The organism is Phenylobacterium sp. T106, from assembly GCF_057219735.1.
In genome coordinates, this window is sequence record NZ_JBXVWA010000007.1 from 213,076 (window position 1) to 233,790 (window position 20,715).

Here is a 20,715-nt window from a genome sequence, read left to right on the forward strand (position 1 = left end):
TGCGGGCTCCCTATTCCGCGGCGTGGCGCAGGGCTGCCGGCGCCGAGGTGCGATCCAGGCGCAGCGTCATGCAGTAGGCGGCCCCGCCGGAGAGGATGAACGGGCCGAGGTCGACCTCGGTCAGGGCGTAGCCCCGCGCCTGCAGCTTCGCCCGCAGGGACTCCGGCGCGCGGGCCATGACGACGCGCGGGCCCAGGTTCACGGCGTTGACGCAGAAGGCGGCGGCCTCCTCGTCGGTGGCCTCGATCCGGTCGGGCTCGGCCACCCTGGCCCGGAGCGTGGCGAGCGCGGCCGGCGTGAACGCCGCCGGGTAGTAGAGCACCTTGCCCCCCGCCAGCGGGCAGAAGCAGGTGTCGAGGTGGTAGAACCGGTCGCTGGCGAGCTCCAGCGCCACGGTCTCCTGTCCGAACGTGCGCCGCACCACCGCCATGGCGCCCTTCGACGAACGCGGGCCGTAGCCGCACCAGAAGTGGCGGCGGTCGGCGTCCCAGATCGCGTCCCCGGCCCCCTCGTGGAACAGGCCGTCGGGCAGGTCGAGGACCTCGCGCACCAGCCCGCGCGCCTTCAGCTTCTGGAACGCGGCGCGGAACACCGGCTCCTCGCCCTGGCGCTCGGGGTGGCGGAAGCGGGCCAGCAGGACGCGGCCGTCCAGCACCACCGCGGCGTTGGCCGGGAACACGAGGTCGGGCAGCCCGCGCACCGCGCCCACCGTCTCGACGCGCGCGCCCGCGGCCTCCAGCGCGCGCCGCAGGTCGCGCGAGCCTGCGCACGCGGCGCGGGCCTGCGCCTGGGTCCAGGCGTCGGGCTTCATCCAGGGATTGATGCGGTAGCTGACGTCGTAGCAGCCGGGGTCGGTCATCAGGAAGAACGGGCGGTCCATGCGCACTCCGGCGAAATCCTCGGGCCGCCAGCGTCGGACACGCCTGCGCTAGCGAAAAGCCACCAAGATGTTAGGTTTGGGCATCCGATCCCCCAAAACGTCAGGCCGGCCTGCCGATATGATGGACGCCCTCGATCGTGACCTGATCGCCCTGCTGCGGGCGGATTCGCGCAAGCCCGCCGCGGCGCTGGCCGCCGCGCTCGGGGTGTCGCGCGGCACGATCCAGAACCGCATCGAGCGCCTGATGCGCGAGGGCGTGATCCAGGGCTTCACGGTCAAGACCCGCCCCGACGTCGAGGCGAACCGTGTCCGCGCCGTGATGACCATCGCCATCGAGGGCGAGCGGTCCAGCACCGTCGTGCGCGCCCTGCGCGGCCTGCCCGAGGTGGCCGCGATCCACACCACCAACGGCCGCTGGGACCTCGTGGCCGAGCTCGACGTCGGAACGCTGGCCGACTTCAGCCAGGCGCTGGACAGGATCCGCCAGGTGCAGGGGATCGCGGCGACGGAAACCTCGATCCTGCTGGCGACCCAGAAGCTGTAGGGCCAATTCGGCGCCAGACTCCCACGTGCCGGGACGCTAAGCTCAAGCGCATGAACGCGCCCTTCAAGACCGACGCGCTGCCCGAGTGGCGGCTGGACGACCTCTACGCCGACCGCGAGGACCCGCGGATCGCCGCCGACCTGGAGCGCGCAGAGCAGTTGAACGGCGAACTCGCCCGTCTCGAGGGGCGGCTGATCGCCACCCGGTCGCGGCCGGCCGAGCTGGGCGGGATCATCGACCGCGGGATCGAGCTGTACGAGCAGGCGACCAACGCCATGTGGGCCGTCGGCGCGTTCGCCTCGCTCGCGGCGTCGACGGCGCGGAACGACCCGGCCTGGTCGAAATTCGAGTCCGATCTGCGCGCGCGCACCTCGCAGATCGCCGCCATGAGCCTGTTCTTCACGCTGGAGATCAACCGGCTCGAGGACGACGAGCTGGAGATGGCGCTGAAGGCGAACAAGTCCGCCCAGCGCTGGCGGCCTTGGCTGCGCCGGGTCCGGGCCGGCCGCCCCCACGAACTCACGGCCGATCTCGAGAAGCTGCTCCTCGACAAGGCGCCGGCCGTCGCCAACTGGGGTCGCCTCACCGACGAGACCCTCGCCAGGATGACCGGCCGGGTCGACGGCGAAACGCTGACGCTCAACGAGATGCTGAACCGCATGTCCGGGCCCGACGCCGGCATGCGCAAGGCCGCGGCCGGCGCCCTGGCCCGGGCGCTGGGCGCGCGCGCCGACACCCTCGCCCTCAGCCTCAACACCCTGGCCTTCGAGAAGCAGGTCGAGGACCGCTGGCGCAAGTTCGCCAGTCCCGCCGCCGGCCGGCATCTGGCCAACGAGGTCGACGCCGAGGCCGTGGACGCGCTGGAGGCCGCCGTCGTCGACGCCTACGAGTCGGTCAGCCACCGCTACTACGCCCTGAAGGCCCGCGCGATGGGCCGGCCCTACCTCGACCACTGGGACCGGAACTGCCCCCTCGACGCCGCGCCGCCCCGGACCTACAGCTGGGACGAGGCCAAGGGCATCGTGCTCGAGAGCTTCGAGGCCCTGGCGCCGCGCTTCGCCGACACCGCCCGGACCTTCTTCGCCCAGCCCTGGATCGACGCCCGGCCGCGGCCGGGCAAGCAGATGGGCGCCTACTCGCATTCGGTCACCGCCGAGCGGCACCCGTACGTCTTCCTGAACTACATGGGCGAGCGCCGCGACGTGCTGACCCTGGCCCACGAGCTCGGCCACGCCATCCACCAGACGCTCTGCAAGCCGCTGGGAACGCTGCTCGCCGACACCCCGCTGACCCTGGCCGAGACGGCGTCCATCTTCGGGGAGGGCCTCGTCTTCGAGAAGCTCCTGGCCGAGGCTCCGAAGGCCGAGCGCCGCGGCCTCCTGGCCGGCAAGATCGAGGACGGCATCAACACCGTCGTGCGCCAGATCGCCTTCCACCGGTTCGAGACCCGCTTCCACGCCGCGCGGCAGCAGGGCGAGCTGTCGGCGGACGAGATCGGGTCGCTGTGGACCCAGGTGATGAGCGAGAGCCTCGGGCCGGCGGTGCGGCTCGACAAGGGCTACCGGCACTACTGGGCCTACATCAGCCACTTCGTGCACGCGCCGTTCTACGTCTACGCCTACGCCTTCGGCGACCTGCTCGTGCGGGCCCTGATGGAGAAGCGGCGCGAGGATCCCAAGGCCTTCGCGCCGGTCTACGAGAAGCTGCTCGCGGCGGGCGGCACCAAGACCTACGTGCAGGCGCTGGCGCCGTTCGGCCTCGACCCGCGCACGAAGTCGTTCTGGGCGGCCGGGACGAAGCAGCTGGAGCGCCTGGTCGACGAGTTCGAAGCCCTGGTCTGACGCCTCAGAGCGGCTCGTGCCGGCGGCGGAGCCAGACGCAGGCCGCCAGGCAGGCCGCGCCGACGACCAGCCCGCCCCAGAAGCCGGGGTCGCCGAAGAAGCGCATCGGATCCACCTGGTCGAGGGAGGTGACCGTCACGTTCTCCTGGCCGGCGACCGTATAGGCCCGGTCGAAGCCGCCGAACACGCGCCCTCCGACCAGCTCAGCCACGCGCCGGGTGCGGAAGACCAGGAACTCGAACAGCATCGCGGCCAGCCAGGGCCCGACCGCCCACACGAAGGTGGCCCGCCTGGCCCAGGCCGAGACGAGCAGCAGCCAGCCGTAGAAGGGCACGTCCCACAGGGCGTTCATGACCAGGCCGTAGGGCAGCATCGCCCACATCAGCGGCAGGTTCAGGTATCGCCAGTACTCCGACGGGTCGTTGCCGCTGACCAGCATGACGAACGAGCCCCAGACCAGCATGACAACCTGGCTGCCCACGGCGATGGCGAGCGCGATCGCCGGCTGCACCGCCAGGGGGATGGCGGCCTTCGAAAGCACGGTCGTCGTGTCGGACACGGGCAGCGACTTCCAGAACAGCAGGCTGCGGTCGCGACGCTCGCCGTTCAGGGCGCCGAGCGCATAGAAGACGGCGACGATGAAGCTGACGAAGAACGCCGCCGCGGCGGCCGCCGCATAGGGCAGGGCCAGCTGCTGCCCGGTCCGGGCCGCGGCCACCATGTCCGGCAGCCGGAACGAGGCGACGAAGAACGCAAGAAGGACGACCGCCTGCACCACCAGCGGCGCCATCCACAGGGCGCGGTTCTCCCACAGCTCCCGGCGGACCGACCAGTAGAAGGGGCGGACCTTCGGGGGCGCGGCGGCGTCGGTTGCGGCGCTCATGCGGCCTCCGTCGTGGCTGGGCCCATCAGGGCGACGAAGAGGTCGGCGAGCCCGGCCGCCCGCACCTCGCCCAGCGCGGCGAGACGCTCGCGCGGCGCGCCGTCGAACAGGAGGATGCTGCGGCCGAAGACCTGGCGCTCCCGGATGGGCCCCAGGCCCCGGGCCTCGGCCAGCCGGTCCGGAGCCGCCATGACCTCCAGGTACCGGGCCTCGAGGTCCTCCATGCGTGCGTCCAGCACGACCCGGCCATGGTTCAGGAACACCACGTCGGTGAGGATGTGCTGGATCTCCTCGACCTGGTGCGTCGAGACCAGGATCGTCCGCTCGCCGTCGAAATAGTCGCCCAGCAGGCTGTCGTAGAAGGCCTTGCGGTAGAGGAGGTCCAGGCCCAGCGTCGGCTCGTCCAGGACGAGCAGCCTGGCGTCGATGGCCATCACCAGCGCCAGGTGCAGCTGGGTGACCATCCCCTTCGAGAGCTCGCGGACGCGGCTGTCGCGGCGGATGTCGGTGCGCGCCAGGAACGCCTCGGCCTTGGCGCGGTCGAACCGCGGGTGGACGCCCGCCACGTAGTCGAGCGCCTCGCGCACGCGGATCCAGCGCGGCATGACCGCCACGTCGGCGATGAAGCAGACCTGCGTCATCAACCGGTCGCGCTCGGTCCACGGATTCCAGCCGAGCACCGACAGCTCCCCGTCGCAGGGGGTCAGGCCCAGGAAGGCGTTGAAGGCGGTGGACTTGCCGGCCCCGTTGGGACCGATCAGGCCGACGATGCGGCCGGGCTCCACGGTCAGGTTCACGCCATCGAGGGCGACGTTGCGGCCGAAACGCTTGTGCAGGTTGCGGGCGGTGAGGATGGCCATGGCTCAGGCGCTCCCCGTCGCGGGCCACAGGTCCTGGGGCGTCAGGCCCAGGCGCTGGATGGTCGCCCGGATGGCGGGCCACTGGTCGTTGAGGAAGCGGTCCCGCTCGAGCTTCAGCAGCCGGTCGCGGGCGCCGCGGTCGACGAACATGCCCAGGCCGCGCCGCTTCTCGACGAGCTTCTCGTCGGCGAGCTGCTGGTAGGCCTTCAGCACCGTCAGCGGATTGACCCGCGACTCGGCGGCCACGGCCCTGACCGAGGGGAGCGCGTCGCCGTCCTTGAGGAGGCCGTCGAGGATCATGGCCACGACCCGGTCCCGAATCTGGCGGTAGATGGGCTGGCTCTCATTCCACTCCGGATCCATGCCGTCCTGACACCTGAGACACCCCAAGGGCCGGGGCTGCTCGAATCTTGTTGCTCGGTGTTATACAACACTATAACACTAGTCGACATGCAAGTCCTTCGACATGGCGTCGGGGGCAGGTTCGGGCCGCGGGAGCCGCTGGAACATGACGGCGCACGTCAAAATCATGGCCGCAGGTTGCAGGCCGCTCTCGGCCGCCCCGGACCTCACGATCGCGGCGGGCATCGCCCGGGGCCTCCTCAAGTTCGCCGTTTCGCGCGGCGCCCGGCCGTCGGATCTCGCCGCCAGGTCGGGGATGGATCCCGCCGACCTGTGCGACCCGGACGGCCGCGTTCCCTTCGAGCGGTATGCCGCCCTCATGCGCGCGGCCAAGACGCTGACGGGCGACCCCGCGCTCGCCCTGCACTACGCCGAGCACGTGGACTTCTCGGAGATTTCGGTGGTCGGGCTGCTGACCCTCGCGTCCGAGACCATGATCGAGGCCTTCGATCAGATGAACCGCTACGGCCGCCTCGCGGTCGAGGTGGAGGGCGTCGGCGCCGGCGACCGCTTCGTCCACAGCCACGAGCGCGACGGCTACTGGCTCACCGACCTGCGCCGCAATCCGAACGCCTTCCACGAACTCACCGAGACGACCTTCGGGCGGATGGCCTGGGGCACGCGCCAGTTCGGGACGACGCCCTTCGTGCTCGAGGTCCAGGTGACCCACGACGACCCCGGCTACGCGGACGAGTACGCGCGCATCTTCCGCGCGCCGGTCAGGTTCGGGGCGCCGCGCAACGCCCTTCGGATCGACCCGGCCTGGTCCACCCACCGGGTCGCGGCCATGCCGCGCTATGTCTTCGGGGTGCTGAGCGAGCGGGCGGACGCGCTGCTGAGGAGCCTGGAGAGCAACCGCACCGCGCGCGGGCGGGTCGAGAGCCTGATCATGCCCATACTGCACAAGGGCGAGGTCGGCATGGACGCCGTGGCGGGCCAGCTCGGCCTTTCGCGCCAGACGCTCTTCCGACGCCTGAAGGCGGAAGGCGTGACCTTCGAGGGCGTTCTCGACGACCTGCGGCGCAGGCTGGCCGAGCACTACCTGACCGGCCGCAAGGTCTCGGTGAACGAGACCGCCTACCTCGTGGGGTTTTCCGATCCGGCGGCGTTCTCGCGCGCGTTCAAGCGGTGGACCGGCCTCAGCCCCAAGGCGTGGCGCGAGGCGGCCTGAGCCCTACTGCCAGGTCTCCACGGTCCCCCGCCGCCGGGCGAGCAGCGGCTTGCGCTCGATCCACACCGGCTTCGGGACGGGCTTGCCGAACAGCCAACCCTGGCCGAGGTCGATGCCCATCTCCAGGATGCGGCGCGCGGCGTCCTCGGTCTCGACCACCTCGGCGATGGTGGCCACGCCCAGCTCGCGGCACATCTGCGCCAGGCGGCGGAGCATCACCGCGTCACGGGGACGGCTGTCCAGCGACGTCACGAACTTGCCGTCGAACTTCACCACGTCGGTCTCGAGCTGGCGCAGGTACTCGAGCGACGCCGAGCCGGCGCCGAAGTCGTCCAGGCAGACCTCGTGGCCGGTCTTGCGCAGGACCTGGATCTTGGCGTTGGCGTCGCCCAGGTCGCCCAGCTTGTGGCTCTCGGTGAGCTCCAGCAGCAGCCGGGGGCGCAGGCGGGGGTTGGCGGCCGTGCTCTGGACGATCGCGTCCACGAAGCCGGGATGCTCGAGCGAAAACGCGCTGATGTTGGCGGCGATGCGGATTTCGGGCGGGGTCTCGGCGAGCATCGCCACGACCGCCTTCACGACGGTCAGGTCGAACTCGACGACCAGGCCCAGCTCTTCGGCCAGCCGGATGGTGTCGCCGGTTCCGCCGCCGTCCTCGAAGCGCGTCAGCGCCTCGTAGTGGTGGAGCTCGCGGGTCTGAAGGTCGACGACAGGCTGGTAGACGAGGTCCAGCCGCTCCGAGCGGATCAGTTCCTTGAACCGGCTCGACTCGGTGACGGTCCGGCGCAGCGCCGCCTCGAAGCTCTTGGTCGCCGCATTGGGGCCGCCCTCCAGGCAGCGATCCAGCGCGTAGCGGATGGCGCGGAGGCTCTCGGCCGGCGAGGCCTTGTCCAGCGACAGCTCGCCGGTGGTGACCTGCACGCCCGGGCCGGCGAGTTCGCGGATGCGCTGCGCGAGATGCTCGGCGTCGGCGTGGTCCGACCGCAGCATCGCGAAGCGGTCGGGGCCCAGCCCGGCGGCGGGGACGCCGCCATGCGACGCGGCCTGCAGGGTCGCGGCGAGCTTCTTCTGGGTGGCCTCGGCCACGTCCGGCTCCATGCCGGCCAGGGCGACGGCAAGGCCCGCGACCTCGAGCAGGTCGACCGAAAGCGTCGTGCCGTTCTGTTCGGCCTGCCGGATCAGCTCGGCCGTGGCCGCCTCGAAGTCCTCCCGGCTCGCAAGGCCGCTTTCGTCGGTGGGCACCGAGGCCACGCCGGGCTGCCACAGGCTGAAGGCGACGGCAACGCCGCCGCGCTGCGGCATCTGGAACAGGCACAGGTTGACCGGCTGCGGACCGCGTGGCCCGTTGAGGTCGATCAGGAACGGACCGCGCCGCTCGCCCGCGCGGATGCCCTGGACCGCGGCGTCCATGAGCTCGGCGTCGCCGTCAGCGACGAACTCGCGCCACGGCTGGCCGACCAGCGTCTCGGCGCTGCGGCCCAGCAGGCGGCCCGCCGCTCCGGTCGCGAAGGTGACCTGCCCGGTCTCGCCGATCTCCATGACGAGGTCGGCGCTCGCGAACACGAAGGCGAGCAGCTGCAGCATGCTGGGCGCCGCCGGGGACTTCCCGGCCGTCGTCGCCGTCGCTGCCTGCGCCATTCCCCCCCACCCAGCTTCTGCCAAACCGGACATGGTGTACGGCGCCATTGGTTACCGGGTGGTGAGGCCGCTGGCCTCAGAACATCGGGTCCGGCGGCTTCTTGCGCCGACGGGGCGGCGCCCAAAGCACGCCGGGATATCCCTTGAGCGGCTTCAGCGGTTCGTCGCGCCAGGCCCAGTCCGGCGCCTCGGCCAGGTTGACGTGGTAGCGCGGTTCGCGCCCGGTCCGCTCGCGGAACAGCGCCCTCGGCACATTGACCATCTGGGGCGACCGCGCGCGTTCGTAGGCGACCGGCGCGCCGCAGCGCCGGCAGAAGCTGCGGACCTCGCCGTGCGCGTCGTCCTCGTAGCGGCCGACATGCTCGTCCCCCGCCGCGATGCGGAAGCGGCTTCGCCAGCTTCCCACATAGGTCACATAGGCGGCCCCCTGGGCGCGCCGGCTCCGCTCGCCGTGATCGTGCCAGGCCCAGCGGGCGGGCACGCCGATCTCCACCTCCACCGCGCCGCACAGGCAGGCGCCGCGGGCCACCCCGGGCTCGCCGGAGCGCCGCGTCACGGCGCGCCCAGCCACGTGAGGATCGGCCCGTTCGCCTCGCGCGGATAGGTGTGCGCCAGGTCCGGGATCTCGAGGTAGGTGACGGCGGCGCCGGCCGCCTGGAGCGCGCCGGCGGCCTCGCGCGCCATCTCGACCGGGAACATCCAGTCGCGCGCGCCGTGGGTGATGTGGATCGGCAGGCCCTGCAGGCGGTCGCGGTCGGCGAAGCTGGTCAGCATGGGATGGAACGCGGCCGAGGCGGGCGCCAGGTGGGTGAACGGCGACGCGGCGTCGAGCCCCGTGACGTAGCTGAAGGTGCCGCCGTCGCTCATCCCCGCCAGCAGCAGGCGGCTTTCGTCGACGCGCCAGTGCTGGCGGACGAGGTCCAGGATGCGCCGCAGGTTGGGCGTGTCGGGGTCCTCGCCCTGAAGCGCCCAGGTGCGGCCGACCGACGAGGGCGCGACCAGGATCGCGCCGCGCGTGCGTGCGTCGCGCAGCCAGCTCCAGAGGAAGCCCCGTCCGTTGCCGCTGCCGCCATGCAGGGCGAACACCACGGGCCAGGCGGTGGAGGCGTCGTAGTACTCCGGTACGTACAGGGAGAAGCCGCCGCGCGAGCCGGGCTCGGACCCTCCGTGGATGACGCCCGTCGTCGCGGACGGCTCCGCCTGGGCCAGCCGCGCCAGCAGGGCGGCGTCGTCGCGGCGATCCGGGTCGAGGAAGAACCGGCTGACCGGCGGCAGGTTCTGGGCCAGCGGATAGAGCGCCTCCTGCGCCCGGGGCAGGTGGCGGAGGGCGCGGAAGACCGCCCCCAGGCCGTCGGCCTGGTCGGGCGCGTCGCGCAGCTCGGCCCAGGCCTGCAGCGTTGCGTCGGCCGCGGCGCCGAGCGCGCCGCTCACATGCCCGAGCTCGGGGTTCCAGTGCTCGAGCCGTGGCCTCTCGGCCGCCAGCGGTTCGGCGGGATCGCCCACCGCCGCCATCAGCTCGCCGAACTGGGCGGGATCCAGATGCCGCGCCACGAACGCCAGGCGGTCCATCGCCTGGAGGAGCGGCGGCAGCAGCGCCACCATGTCGTCGAGTTCGCGCTCTTCCACGATCGTCCCCGCAGGCGTCGGCGGCCGAGCCTAGGCAACCGGCGGGGTCTTGGCCATGCCGTCGCCTGCGGGACGCGGCGCGATTCCGGCGTGTCCGGACACGGAAGACGTTGCAGTGAAGGCTCCGGCGCCCGACACCAGGGGCCATGAACGACACGCCCGACACCAAGGCCAGGCCCGCCAAGTCCTTCGCGACCGAGGTCGTGGAGACGGTGAAGACCCTGGTCTACGCCCTCCTGATCGCCCTCGTGCTCAGGGTGATCCTCTTCGAGCCGTTCACCATCCCCTCGGCGTCGATGGAGCCCGGGCTCCTGGTCGGGGACTATGTGGTGGCCACCAAGTGGGACTACGGCTGGAGCCGGCATTCGGTCCCGTTCAGCCCGCCGCTGCCGTCGGGCCGCATCCTCGCCAAGCCGCCCGCCCGCGGCGACGTCGTGGTCTTCAAGCTGCCGCGCGATCCCAGCCAGACCTACGTGAAGCGGCTGATCGGGCTGCCCGGCGATCGCATCGAGGTGCAGCAGGGCGCGATCATCGTGAATGGCCAGCCCATCGTCCGCACGCCCATCGGCGAGGCCCTGGACCTCGACGCGGGGTTCCCGGTCGAGCAGGTGCGCGAGCGGCTGCCGGACGGGAAGAGCTACCTGACCTTCGAGCGCGGGCCGGGCCACGACGGCGACGACCGCGCGATGATCATCGTGCCCGAAGGCCACTACTTCATGGTCGGCGACAACCGCGACAACTCGCTGGACAGCCGCTGGCCCGAGGCCACCGGCGTGGGCCTGGTGCCCGCGGACAACCTGATCGGGCGCGCCCGGATCGTGCTGGTGTCCTGGCCGGGCGGCGCCAACATCTTCAATCCCATCACCTGGGTGGCGAAGCTGGATCTTCGCCGCGCCCTCAAGCCGATCGAATAGCCGGCGTCAGGGGCGGCGCAGCTCCGACAGGCTGACCGCCCCGTCGCCGTCGAGGTCGCGTCCGCGCAGGTCGGCCGCCGTGATGCGGCCGTCGCGATCCACGTCGAGGCGGCTGAAGTCCGAGGCCAGCGCCGAGCCCGCGAGGGACGGCGCCGCGGCCGCGCCGACCGCCGCGGCGATCAGGGCCCCCACGGCGAGACGCCACGGGCGGCGCGGGCGCTTCCGGGTCGTCGGTGGCGCGAGTTCACGTTCGATGAAGTCGCGCACCGCCTCGCTCGCCGAGCGGCCCTCGTCCCGGCACCGGGACATGAAGGCGAGCTTGGTGGGGTAGGGGATGCGGACCTCGAGCGTCTCGCTCTTCTTGAGTTTCGCGTCGGACATGGCGGCGACGGAACCCGATTTGCCGCCGGGCGGCCAGCAGAATCCTGTCCGGACAGCCGCAGCGCCGCCGCCGCGGGGCGCCTGCACCCCGTGGCGGGAGCTAGGGCTTGGCCATCTCCAGCACGTCGCGGCGGCCGCCCATCAGGTAGCGCAGGTCGGACCCGACGGTGACGAGGTCGAAGCCGCGCGCGATCATCTGCTTGGAGTAGGCGGGGCTGTTCGTATGGACCCCGGTGCGGACGCCCGCCGCCTTGCAGGCGGCCAGGATCCGGTCGAAGGCGGCGAGGACGCGGGGGTCGTCGGAGTCCTGCCGCGGCTCCCCGCCCAGGGACAGGGAAAGGTCGGACGGCCCGATGTAGACCGCGTCGAGCCCCGGGACGGCGACGATGGCCTCCACGTTCTCCAGCCCCTCGGCGGTCTCGATCATCGCGAAGGTCAGGACCTCGGCGTTGGCGTGCTGGGCATAGTCGGCGCCGTAGATCATGGACGGGCGCGACGGGCCGAAGCTGCGGTAGCCCAGCGGCGGATAGCGGCAGGCCTGCACGAAGGCCTCGCACTCGGCCACGGTCGAGATCATCGGGCAGATGATCCCCATCGCCCCGGCGTCCAGCGCCTTCATGATGTCGCCGGGCGCGTTCCAGGGGACCCGGACGAGGGGCGTGACCTCGCTGGCGCGCATGGCCTGCAGGATGGGGACCAGCTCGTCGTAGCCGATCAGACCATGCTGGGCGTCGGCGGTGAGCGCGTCCCAGCCCTGGGCGGCCATGGCCTCGGCGGCGGCCGCTCCCGGCAGGCTCAACCATGCGTTGAGGACCGGACGGCCCTCGTTCCAGATCTGCTTCAGGCGGTTCGGGCGCATGCCCCTAGCCGTAGACCCAGATGCGGGATCAGGCCACCAGGATGTCGCCGCCCTTGCGGCCCGCCACGACCTTGCCGATGGCGTCGAAGAGCCCGTTCATGGAGACGGGCTTGAGGAGCACCCCGTCCGCGCCGGCGGCCAGGCAGTCGGGCTCGATCGAGGACCCGGCGTCGGCGGTCACCACGATCACCGGCAGGCTGGCCTTGGCGTCGCCCCGGGCCCGCAGGCGGCGGATGGCGGTCATGCCGTCCATGCCGGGCATCCGCAGGTCCATAAGCACGACGTCATAGTCGCTATCGGCGATCATCTGCAGGCCGATCTCGCCGTCGGCCGCCTCCGCCATCTCGATGCCGCCGGCGCGAAGCATCTCGCGCACGACCCGGCGGTTCACATCGTTGTCTTCGACCAACAAGACCCGCATGGGCAGCTCCCGACGGCGGCCGGGTTCGCCGACGCGCCCGTCATCCTAGCGACGCAGGGCTTAAGCTAACCTTGATTGCGCTGAGGAATCTGCAACCGGCGCCTTGCGCTCGGCGAAGCCCGCCCTGAGCGCGGCCAGCAGCATCGGCGCGGGGATGGGCTTCGCGATCACCTGCGCCGCGCCGGCGGCGGTAAGTTGCGCGCTCTCGCCCGGCTCGGCGCCGGCGATCAGCACCACGACCGCGGCGGGCGCGACGGCGCGCCTGAGGCGGGCGACGCCCCCGGCCCGCGCATCCGCCGTGTCGCCCAGGGCCGCGCCGTCGCAGATCACCAGGTCGAAGTGGTCTCCCGCGGCGTCCGCGCAGGCGCTCACCGCCTCGACGCTGGCGACCTGCGGCTGCACCACCGCGCGCAGCACCGCCTGGCTCAGGGGATTGGCGTCGATCAGCAGCAGCCGCGCCTCGGCGAAGCTTTCGGCCGCGGCCCCGCCGACGCCGGGCCGGGTTTCGGCCGCGCGCTGAAGCGCAATGCGGACCGTGAAGGTCGACCCCTTGCCGAGCGTGCTCTCCAGGGCGATGTCGCCGCCCATGGCGCGGGCCAGGTTGCGACAGATCGCGAGGCCCAGGCCCGTCCCCTCGTAGTTGCGCGTGATCGAGCCGTCGACCTGGCGGAACGGCTCGAACACGTCCTCGTGGCGCTCCTTCGGGATGCCGATGCCGGTGTCGGTGACCGCCACCACCAGGCGCTCGCCGTCGGGTCCGGGCTCGGCGCGGACCGACAGGGTGACGGCGCCCTCGTGGGTGAACTTGATGGCGTTCGACATCAGGTTGAACAGGATCTGCCGCAGGCGTCCGGCGTCCGCGACGATCCGGGTCGGCGCCGCGTCGATGTCGAGGGTGAGCGCCACGCCCTTGGCGTCGGCCTTCTCGGCCCAGAGGCGGGCGGTCTCCTCGCAGAGCTTGCGCAGGTCCATCTCCGCCGCGGCGATGACCATCTTGCCGGTCTCGATCTTCGACAGATCGAGGATGTCGTCGACCAGGGCGCGCATGGTCTCGCCAGAGCCGTGGAGCAGGTTGACCTTGTCCTTCAGCTCGGCGTCGAGGCGCGGGTCGGCCAGGATCACCTGGGTCATCCCGAGGATCCCGTTCAGCGGCGTGCGGATCTCGTGGCTCGTCGTCGCGAGGAACTCGGTGCGCGCCTGCACCGCCTTCTCCAGCGCCGCGTTGGCCTTGGAAAGCTTGCCGTTGGCGTCGCGCACCTCGTTGCGGCTGCGGCGGATCGAGAGGAACGCGCCCAGCAGCAGCACGCCCACCACCACCGAGCCGGCCAGCAGGACGTTGGTGATCACCCCGCGCGCCCGGGCGAGCTCGACGTCCTTCTGGAGCTGGCTCGCCTTCAGCCGCGCGATGCGGGAGGCCTGGTTGGCGTAGTCGAACTGGGCCGACATCAGGGCCGCGTTGGTCGAGGCGGCGAGGTCGCGGGCCTCGTCGTCCAGCCGCTTGAAGGCGCGCAGGTGGGCCAGGGCGCGGGGCTCGTCGCCCAGGGCGAGGTAGGCCCGATAGGCCGTCTCGTGGAAATCCCGGTCGAGCAGGCTCGTCTTCTCGAGGTCGACCCCGGCGAAGGCGCGTTCGGCCAGCGCCGCCGCGGCCTGGGGCCTGTTCCGCGCCAGTTCGAGCCGCGCGGCGACCGCCCACACGCCGGGGAGCGCCTCCCGCGCCGCCGGGTCGGCGTTGGCCAGCCGCAGCGCCTCGTTCACGTGCCGCTGGGCGGCGTCCAGCTTGCCGTGCTCCACCTCGGTGGCGGCCAGGTTGGCCATCACGTGCGCCTCGATCAGCGCGCTCTTCATCTCGCGCGCGATGGCGCGGGCGCGCTCGAACTCGGCCTCGGCCTCGGCGAAGCGCTTCTGCTCCCGCAAGGCGTTGCCGATGTTGTTCCGGGCGCTGACCAGCAGCGACGGGTCGCCGGGATAGAGGTCGGCCGCCTGGGCGTAGTACTGGAGCACCTTCGCGTAGTCGCGAGCATCCTGGTAGATCGAGCCGATGTTCATCAGCGCGATCGCCTGGCTGCGGGCCTCGCCGGCCTTGCCGAAGATGCGGTAGGCCGCGTGGAAGTCGGCGAGGGCCGGCTGCACCTGCCCCTGGGTCGCCAGGACGCCGGCCTGGGCCATCAGAAGGTCGCCGTGCAGCTTGGAGTCGGGCGATCCGCTGGCGACGGCCTTGAGGCCCTCGCGGATCACCGGCTTGGCCGCATCGAGGCGGTTCAGCCGCAGGAGCGCCTCGCCCTGGAGCCACTGGGCCGTGGCGATGCGCTCGCTGCGCGCCGCGCCGGTCTCGCGCCGCGCGGCGTCCAGCGCGGCCAGCGACTCCGACAGCGCCGTCTGCGGATCGGCCATCATCGCCTGCTTGGCCGCCGCCACCCTCTGGTCGAAGGGCGTTGCGGGCGCCAGGGCGGCCGGCTCGGGGGCGAAGGCGCGCGCGGCCGGCGCCGCCGTCGCGAGGACGGCTGCCGCGGACGCCGCGAACATCAGCCTTCTCAGACGCATGAGCCCTCGCACCGGTCGGTAAGCTTACCGCCGACGTCTTAAGCCGGGCCTAAGGCCACAATGCATGAGGCCCCCGGCGCGCAGGCGGCGCCGGGGGCCTGATGGTGGCGGTGAGGGACGAAAACCGCCACCAGCCCGAAACAAGCGTCGCCGCATCCCGTTGCGCCGCGCCGCGGCTTTTCAACCCAGATGCGAAGCGGTTCACCTCCCGGTCAGTCCGTTCGCGCTACCAGCGGCGGGCAGGTCGCCAGGCGGGCGCGGCCACCGATGCATCGGAGGCCGGGATCTTGAGTTCGGCGGACGTGAACCTGATCGTGGGCAAGGAAATCGCCCGGCGGCGTCGCGCCTTGCGGCTGTCCCTGGCCCAGCTCGGCGAGCAATGCGGCGTCAGCCTGCAGCAGGTCCACAAGTACGAGACCGGCCAGTCCAACCTGTCGGTGTCGATGCTGGTGAAGCTGGCGCGATGCCTGGCGGCGCGTCCGAGCGAGCTGGTGGCGCCGCTCGACGACGCGCCCTAGAGGCCCCCCATCCCGACCGGCTCGGATCGAGCCGGCCGAGAGGCGGGGCGCGTCAGAACGCGAGCCGGAAGCGCGCGCCGGTGAAGACCTCGTCCTGGCCTGCGCCGTCCGTGGCGGTCTCCACCCGTCCGAACAGGGCCACGTCGCCCTGGCCGTCCTGCACCGGGCGCAGGTAGATCGCCTCGCCGGCGACGCGGCGCCGGCCGGCGATGTCCACGCCGCGGCTGACGATGCCCAGGTCGCCGGTCTGCCGGTCGATGATCTCGACATGCTGCAGCTCGAGCCGGCCCTTCTCGACGAACATCGGCTGGGAGACCAGCACCTGGAAGCGGTCGCCCTTGCGGAACAGGTCGGTGGCGGCGAAGCCGGCCTCGAAGGACGAGGCGGTGAGTCCGCCCTTGCCCACCGAGAGCTGCTGGCCGTCGGACGCGTGGGTCCGGGCCATGGTCCCCGTGGCCATGAAGCTGAGCTTCGGCGTCGCGGCCCAGTTCACCGACACCGAATAGCCGTCGGTGGTCGAGCCGTTGCGGAAGTCGTCGGCGTCGAGCGACTGCACGCCCAGGATGGCCGAGCCTTCGTTCAGACGGGTCCAGGACCCGGTCAGCGTGAGCTCGCCGTTCGGCTTGTAGGCGAGCGCGAAGCGCTGGGCGCTGGCCGTGTAGCGTTCGGCGCCGTGGCCGACGAACCCGAACGCGGGATCGACGCCGCGCTCACGCTCCTGGTCCCGGCCGAGCGCGCCGGCCTGGAAGGTCAAGGTGTCCGAGAGCCGGTAGTCGAGGGCCGCATAGACGCCGCCCGAGGCGAGGCCCAGCAGGGGGTCGGCGCCGCCGCGTTCGATGTCGTACGACCCCGCCGAGCCGAAGCCGGTCGAGGCCGCGAGTTGCGGAGCCCCGTCGCCGAAGCCGAACACCAGGCGGGACCGCTCGCCGGTCACGTCGAAGCGCGACTGGTACGCCGGGCCGTCGTCGCGGAAGCCGAAGCGCGACTGCCGCGGGGCCACCGCCACGGTCATGTCCATGCCCCACGGGTTGGCCACCGCCATCGCGGGCGAGAAGCCGTTGGCGAAGCCGACCTTGCCGCCCGACTTGGCCCAGGTCTCCATCCGCGTGAGCAGATAGGCCTGGAACTGCTCCTGGGCGCCCAGGTAGGTGGTGACGTTCTGGCCGACCAGCTTGGAGCTGAGCGGGATCGCGAAGTCGCGGCGCGTCAGGCCCAGGGTCTCGAAGGCGTAGACGAAGGCCTTCGAGGCGTCCCAGGTCGACTGCTGGACGGTGTTGTAGCGCGTGATCACCGCCGACTTGGTCTGCGGCGTCATCCTGCCGTTCTCGACGGTGAAGAAGATCAGCTTGTTGAAGTCCAGCGGCGACTGGCTGCGGGTGACGTCGAGCAGGCCGTAGCCGTACACCGCGTCCACGCCGGGGTCGCCCAGGTCCTTGGCCGAGTTCAGGATCACGCCCACCGTCTCGCGCGGGTAGTTCGCGAGCCAGGGCCAGCGGTCGTGCAGCAGGGCGATGGCGCCCGACACCAGCGGCGCGGCGAACGAGGTGCCGGTCTGGCGGGTCACGCCGCCCTTGCCGTCCGACACCAGGATCAGTTCGCCCGGAGCCACGAGGAAGTGGTTCTTCAGCTTGTCGCCGGTGCAGAGGCCGAGGGTCGTGAGGCATGCCTCGCCCGGGCGGTTGGAGAAGTTCGAGATGGCGCCGTCCACGCCCACCGAGCCGACCACGATGAAGGCGGGGTTGAGCGCGTTCCAGGTGACGTTGCCGGTCTGGGTGACGCCGTCGTTGCCTGCGGCGAGCACGAACACGGTGTTCTTGAGCGTCAGCGCCACCGACGGATCGGTGAAGACGGCGTTCCAGCCGTTGTCCATCGTCGTGCCCGGAACGCCCAGCGACATGTTCACCACGCTGGCGCCGCTGGCCTTGAGGGTCTGGACCCCGCGCGTGACGTCGGCCCAGCTTGCCGAGCCGGTGTTGTCGAAGGGGTTGTAGGCGATGACCTTGGCGTCCGGCGCGATGCCCATCACGCCCTTGCCGTCGTGATGGCCCACGATCAGGCTGCCGACGGCCGCGCCGTGCCCGTTGGTGAAGTCCGACACGCCGTCCGAGCGGACGATGTTGCCCGAGATCGAGGCGTCGCCGACGAAGGTCTCGTCGAGGATCCCGATGATGGTCGAGCCGCCCGAGCCCTGGGTCTTGGTCAGCGACGGGGTCCAGTTGACCGTCTTCATCCAGTGATCGACGTGGTCGGTCCCGGCGAAGGCCATCAGGCCGTCGTAGTATTCGAGGAACAGGTAGGCCAGGGTGTCCTGGTCCAGCTTGCCGATGGCGTTCGGGTCCGCCGGATCGATGCCGCGGGCCTGCAGGAAGGGGTTCAGGAAGCCCTCGTCGAACGACTTGCCGGTCTTGGCCTGCACCGAGGCCCCCCAGAAAGCGCGCGAGTCGTCGAAGATCGTGGAGACCTTGCCCGCGATCAGGGCCTGGTCCGGGGTCCCCGAGATGGCGGAGTTGAAGGCCACGGTCCAGTCGTCGCCGGCCTTGGTCCAGAAGCCGCTGACCTGGGCATAGGCCGGCGCGCCGGTTCCCACGACCGGGTTGGACGTCGCCCAGAACGACTTCAGGTCGCCGTAGAAGGCGCCCGTGTCTCCCCAGAAGGGCCGCAGGTTGCCCCAGAACGGACGCAGGTTGCCGTAGAACGGGCGGAGGTTCCCGTAGAACGGACGCAGGTTCCCGTAGAAGGGCCTCAGGTTCCCATAGTACGGCTTGACCGGCGAGCTCGTCGTCGTGGTCGACTGCGCAGCGGCCGGCGTCGCATTCAGCGCCGTGGTCGCCAGCGTCGCGGCCGCGACGCTCATCAGCAGGGTGCTGGTCTTCCGGGACATGGACTTTGTTCTCCACGGCGCGTTCTTCCGCCGCTGGAGGAAAATGGCTCGGCAGGCGTTACTGAAACGCCAAGCGATGAGGTGTACGCAGATTAATCATAGGTTGTCCCAAGTTGAGACAACTTGCCGGTCTTGGCAAATCGGGGCGTAGCCGCGCGCTGACGATGTATTCGCCGCCGATGAGGCGCCACCATGGCGCGATGTTGCTTGGAGATCAACTGATGTTTTTCTGGCGCCCGGTTGGCGAGCCAAGCGGGCCTTAGTCTGCAATTGCGCGCGGTCACGGGGTCCGCGACACTCCACCCAAGACACCGGAGGGGCGGACATGCGGGGCGCGATCATCGGCCTGGCGGCGGCGATGCTGGCCGTGGGCGCGCAGGCGGCGCCCGACGTGACGATCCGGCGCGACTCCTGGGGCGTGCCGCACATCCTCGGAAAGACCGACGCGGATGCGGCCTACGGCCTGGCCTGGGCGCAGAGCGAGGACGACTTCGCCACGCTGCAGGAGGCGGTGTTCGCCGCGCGCGGCCGCCTGGCCGAGCTGAACGGACCCGCGGGCGTGGAAAGCGACTACCTGGTGGCGCTGCAGGACGTGTGGGGCACGGTGCGCCGCCGCTACGCCCGCGACCTGGAGCCGAAGACCAAGGCGGTCATGGAGGCCTACGCCGCCGGCGCGAGCGCCTGGGCGCGGGCGCATCCGGACAAGGTGGCGCCCGGCCTCCTGCCGATCACGGGGCAGGACCTCGCGGCCAGCGTGATCTACCGGGGGCCCACCTTCTACGGCCTGGACGACCTGTTCCGCCGCACCATGCGGCCGACGTCGCAGCGCCGCGCCGAGGTCTGGGACGGCGTGGAGATCGGCTCCAACGGCGTCGCCGTCGGCCCGGCCCGTTCGGCCGACGGGGCGACGCGCCTGCTCGTCAACTCGCACCAGCCCTACAGCGGCCCCCTCGCCTGGTACGAGGCGGTGGTGCAGAGCCGCGAAGGGTGGCACGTGGCTGGCGGCTTCTTCCCGGGCGGCCCCTTCATGCTGCACGGCCACAACGCGCGGCTGGGCTGGGCCTCGACGGTCGACAACCCCGACCTCGCCGACGTCTACCAGCTCGTCATGCACCCGACGGACCGCGAGCTCTACAGGCTGGACGGGGCTTGGAAGCGGCTGGAGAGCCGCTGGGTCGAAATCCGCGTGAAGCGGCCGGACGGATCGCTGGAGACGGTGCGGCGCGAGACGCTCCGTTCGGTCCACGGGCCGGTGGTTCGGACGGACCACGGCGTCTTCGCCATCCGCTATGCCGGCATGGATGAGATCCGGCAGAACGAGCAGTACTTCGCCATGAACAAGGCCCGGAACCTCGCCGAGTGGAAGGCGGCGATGGCCAAGGGCGTGCTGCCGTCGATCAACTACGTGTACGCGGACGCGGACGGGAACGTTGGCTACGTCCACAACGGGCGCTTCCCGGTGCGCAAGGACGGCGTGGACTGGTCCGGGGTCGTGCCCGGCGACCGCAGCGACCTGATCTGGACGCGCCAGCGGCCGTTCTCCGGCGTCCCGCAGCTCTGGAACCCGAAGAGCGGCTGGACCTACAACGCCAACAACACCCCGTTCTCGGCCACGGACCCCGCCCACGACCTGAAGCCGGCCGACTTCCCGAAGTGGATGGGGCTGCAGACCAACATGACCAACCGCGCCTTCCGCGCGCTCGAAACCTACGGCGCCGACCCCTCGATCACCGCCGAGGAATTCGAGGCCTACAAGTACGACCTGGCGTTCTCCGCGAAGTCCGAGCTGGGCAAGGCCCTGCCGCTGCTGCTGGCGCTTCCGGCGGGGGACGATGCGGACCTCAAGGCCGCGCAGGACCTGCTGCGGGGATGGGACCTTCGGACCCACCGCGACAGCCGCGCAGCGGCCCTTGCGGTGCTGACCGTGCTGCGGCTGAACCAGCAACCCGGAACGGCGCCGCTTTCCGCGCTCAAGGGCGTGATGGCGGATCTGAAGAAGGCCTACGGCCGCATCGACCCGACCTGGGGCGAGGTGAACCGGATCCGGCGCGGGACGGTGGACCTGCCCATCGACGGCGGGCCCGACATCTTCCGGGCGGTGTACGGGCGCCCCGATCCCGATGGACGGCTGCGGGCGGTGGCCGGCGACACCTTCGTGATGTTCGTCACCTGGGAGAAGGGCGGCAGGCTCTCGTCGAAGAGCATCCACCAGTTCGGGTCGGCGACCCTCGACGCGGCCTCGCCGCACTACGCCGACCAGACCCCGCTCTTCGCGGCGATGCAGACCAAGCCGGTGCTGTTCACCGAAGACCAGCTGAAGGGCCACGTGAAGCGCGAGTACCGGCCGGGGCAGTGACG

The 20,715-nt window shown here is 71.3% G+C and carries 18 protein-coding genes; 6 read left to right on the forward strand and 12 right to left on the reverse strand.

What is annotated here, in order from left to right; all coding sequences use genetic code 11:
• Positions 1-10: 10 nt before the first annotated feature.
• Positions 11-880 (reverse strand): dimethylarginine dimethylaminohydrolase family protein, encoded by an 870-nt coding sequence (locus tag AC2D8W_RS16770; protein ID WP_484672487.1) that lies wholly within the window; start codon positions 878-880, stop codon positions 11-13.
• Positions 881-1,001: 121 nt separating this feature from the next.
• Between AC2D8W_RS16770 and AC2D8W_RS16775 the strand changes: the two genes are divergently transcribed.
• Positions 1,002-1,424, forward strand: coding sequence for an Lrp/AsnC family transcriptional regulator (locus tag AC2D8W_RS16775; RefSeq protein ID WP_484672488.1), 423 nt, complete (start codon positions 1,002-1,004; stop codon positions 1,422-1,424).
• A 50-nt stretch (positions 1,425-1,474) separates the two neighbouring features.
• On the forward strand, positions 1,475-3,265 hold the full coding sequence (locus AC2D8W_RS16780; protein WP_484672489.1) for a M3 family oligoendopeptidase: 1,791 nt from the start codon (positions 1,475-1,477) through the stop codon (positions 3,263-3,265).
• Between the two features lie 4 nt (positions 3,266-3,269).
• On the opposite strand, the gene AC2D8W_RS16785 is transcribed toward AC2D8W_RS16780, so the two are convergent.
• The 3 genes from AC2D8W_RS16785 to AC2D8W_RS16795 are packed head-to-tail and all read right to left on the reverse strand — an operon-like array spanning position 3,270 to position 5,371.
• Positions 3,270-4,148, reverse strand: a complete 879-nt coding sequence (locus AC2D8W_RS16785) for a hypothetical protein (protein WP_484672490.1) — start codon at positions 4,146-4,148, stop codon at positions 3,270-3,272.
• Positions 4,145-5,008, reverse strand: coding sequence for an ABC transporter ATP-binding protein (locus tag AC2D8W_RS16790; protein ID WP_484672491.1), 864 nt, complete (start codon positions 5,006-5,008; stop codon positions 4,145-4,147). Before AC2D8W_RS16790 ends, AC2D8W_RS16785 begins: the two co-directional genes overlap by 4 nt.
• Before the next feature lie 3 nt (positions 5,009-5,011).
• Complete coding sequence (locus AC2D8W_RS16795; protein WP_293480953.1) at positions 5,012-5,371, reverse strand: GntR family transcriptional regulator; 360 nt, start codon at positions 5,369-5,371, stop codon at positions 5,012-5,014.
• A gap of 145 nt (positions 5,372-5,516) precedes the next feature.
• Between AC2D8W_RS16795 and AC2D8W_RS16800 the strand changes: the two genes are divergently transcribed.
• A complete protein-coding gene (locus tag AC2D8W_RS16800; protein WP_484672492.1) occupies positions 5,517-6,581 on the forward strand; it encodes an AraC family transcriptional regulator in 1,065 nt (354 codons plus the stop codon).
• A gap of 3 nt (positions 6,582-6,584) precedes the next feature.
• On the opposite strand, the gene AC2D8W_RS16805 is transcribed toward AC2D8W_RS16800, so the two are convergent.
• The 3 genes from AC2D8W_RS16805 to AC2D8W_RS16815 form a co-directional block, all read right to left on the reverse strand.
• Complete coding sequence (locus AC2D8W_RS16805) at positions 6,585-8,216, reverse strand: EAL domain-containing protein (protein ID WP_484672493.1); 1,632 nt, start codon at positions 8,214-8,216, stop codon at positions 6,585-6,587.
• A 76-nt stretch (positions 8,217-8,292) separates the two neighbouring features.
• Positions 8,293-8,787 carry a GFA family protein gene (locus tag AC2D8W_RS16810; RefSeq protein ID WP_484672494.1) on the reverse strand — a complete coding sequence of 165 codons (495 nt, stop codon included), beginning with the start codon at positions 8,785-8,787 and terminating at the stop codon, positions 8,293-8,295.
• Positions 8,769-9,842 carry a hypothetical protein gene (locus tag AC2D8W_RS16815; protein ID WP_484672495.1) on the reverse strand — a complete coding sequence of 358 codons (1,074 nt, stop codon included), beginning with the start codon at positions 9,840-9,842 and terminating at the stop codon, positions 8,769-8,771. The genes AC2D8W_RS16810 and AC2D8W_RS16815 overlap by 19 nt, the downstream gene beginning before the upstream one ends.
• A gap of 146 nt (positions 9,843-9,988) precedes the next feature.
• On the opposite strand from AC2D8W_RS16815, the gene lepB reads away from it, so the two are divergent.
• A complete protein-coding gene (gene lepB, locus AC2D8W_RS16820) occupies positions 9,989-10,756 on the forward strand; it encodes a signal peptidase I (protein WP_484672496.1) in 768 nt (255 codons plus the stop codon).
• A 6-nt stretch (positions 10,757-10,762) separates the two neighbouring features.
• Here lepB and AC2D8W_RS16825 read toward each other — a convergent pair whose 3' ends face one another.
• The 4 genes from AC2D8W_RS16825 to AC2D8W_RS16840 form a co-directional block, all read right to left on the reverse strand.
• Positions 10,763-11,137, reverse strand: coding sequence for an EF-hand domain-containing protein (locus AC2D8W_RS16825; protein ID WP_293485194.1), 375 nt, complete (start codon positions 11,135-11,137; stop codon positions 10,763-10,765).
• A 100-nt stretch (positions 11,138-11,237) separates the two neighbouring features.
• Complete coding sequence (locus AC2D8W_RS16830; protein ID WP_484672497.1) at positions 11,238-11,996, reverse strand: HpcH/HpaI aldolase family protein; 759 nt, start codon at positions 11,994-11,996, stop codon at positions 11,238-11,240.
• Positions 11,997-12,024: 28 nt separating this feature from the next.
• Positions 12,025-12,417 carry a response regulator gene (locus tag AC2D8W_RS16835; protein WP_293485198.1) on the reverse strand — a complete coding sequence of 131 codons (393 nt, stop codon included), beginning with the start codon at positions 12,415-12,417 and terminating at the stop codon, positions 12,025-12,027.
• A gap of 60 nt (positions 12,418-12,477) precedes the next feature.
• Positions 12,478-14,940: a sensor histidine kinase gene (locus AC2D8W_RS16840; RefSeq protein ID WP_484672498.1), complete on the reverse strand. Its 2,463-nt coding sequence runs from the start codon at positions 14,938-14,940 to the stop codon at positions 12,478-12,480.
• Between the two features lie 305 nt (positions 14,941-15,245).
• Between AC2D8W_RS16840 and AC2D8W_RS16845 the strand changes: the two genes are divergently transcribed.
• Positions 15,246-15,476, forward strand: a complete 231-nt coding sequence (locus tag AC2D8W_RS16845) for a helix-turn-helix domain-containing protein (protein ID WP_293485200.1) — start codon at positions 15,246-15,248, stop codon at positions 15,474-15,476.
• Between the two features lie 52 nt (positions 15,477-15,528).
• On the opposite strand, the gene AC2D8W_RS16850 is transcribed toward AC2D8W_RS16845, so the two are convergent.
• Positions 15,529-18,357, reverse strand: coding sequence for a S8 family peptidase (locus tag AC2D8W_RS16850; protein WP_484672499.1), 2,829 nt, complete (start codon positions 18,355-18,357; stop codon positions 15,529-15,531).
• Positions 18,358-18,682: 325 nt separating this feature from the next.
• On the opposite strand from AC2D8W_RS16850, the gene AC2D8W_RS16855 reads away from it, so the two are divergent.
• The gene (locus AC2D8W_RS16855; RefSeq protein WP_484672500.1) at positions 18,683-20,713 is read left to right on the forward strand and encodes an acylase; all 2,031 of its coding nucleotides are present in this window, start codon (positions 18,683-18,685) and stop codon (positions 20,711-20,713) included.
• Positions 20,714-20,715: the final 2 nt, after the last annotated feature.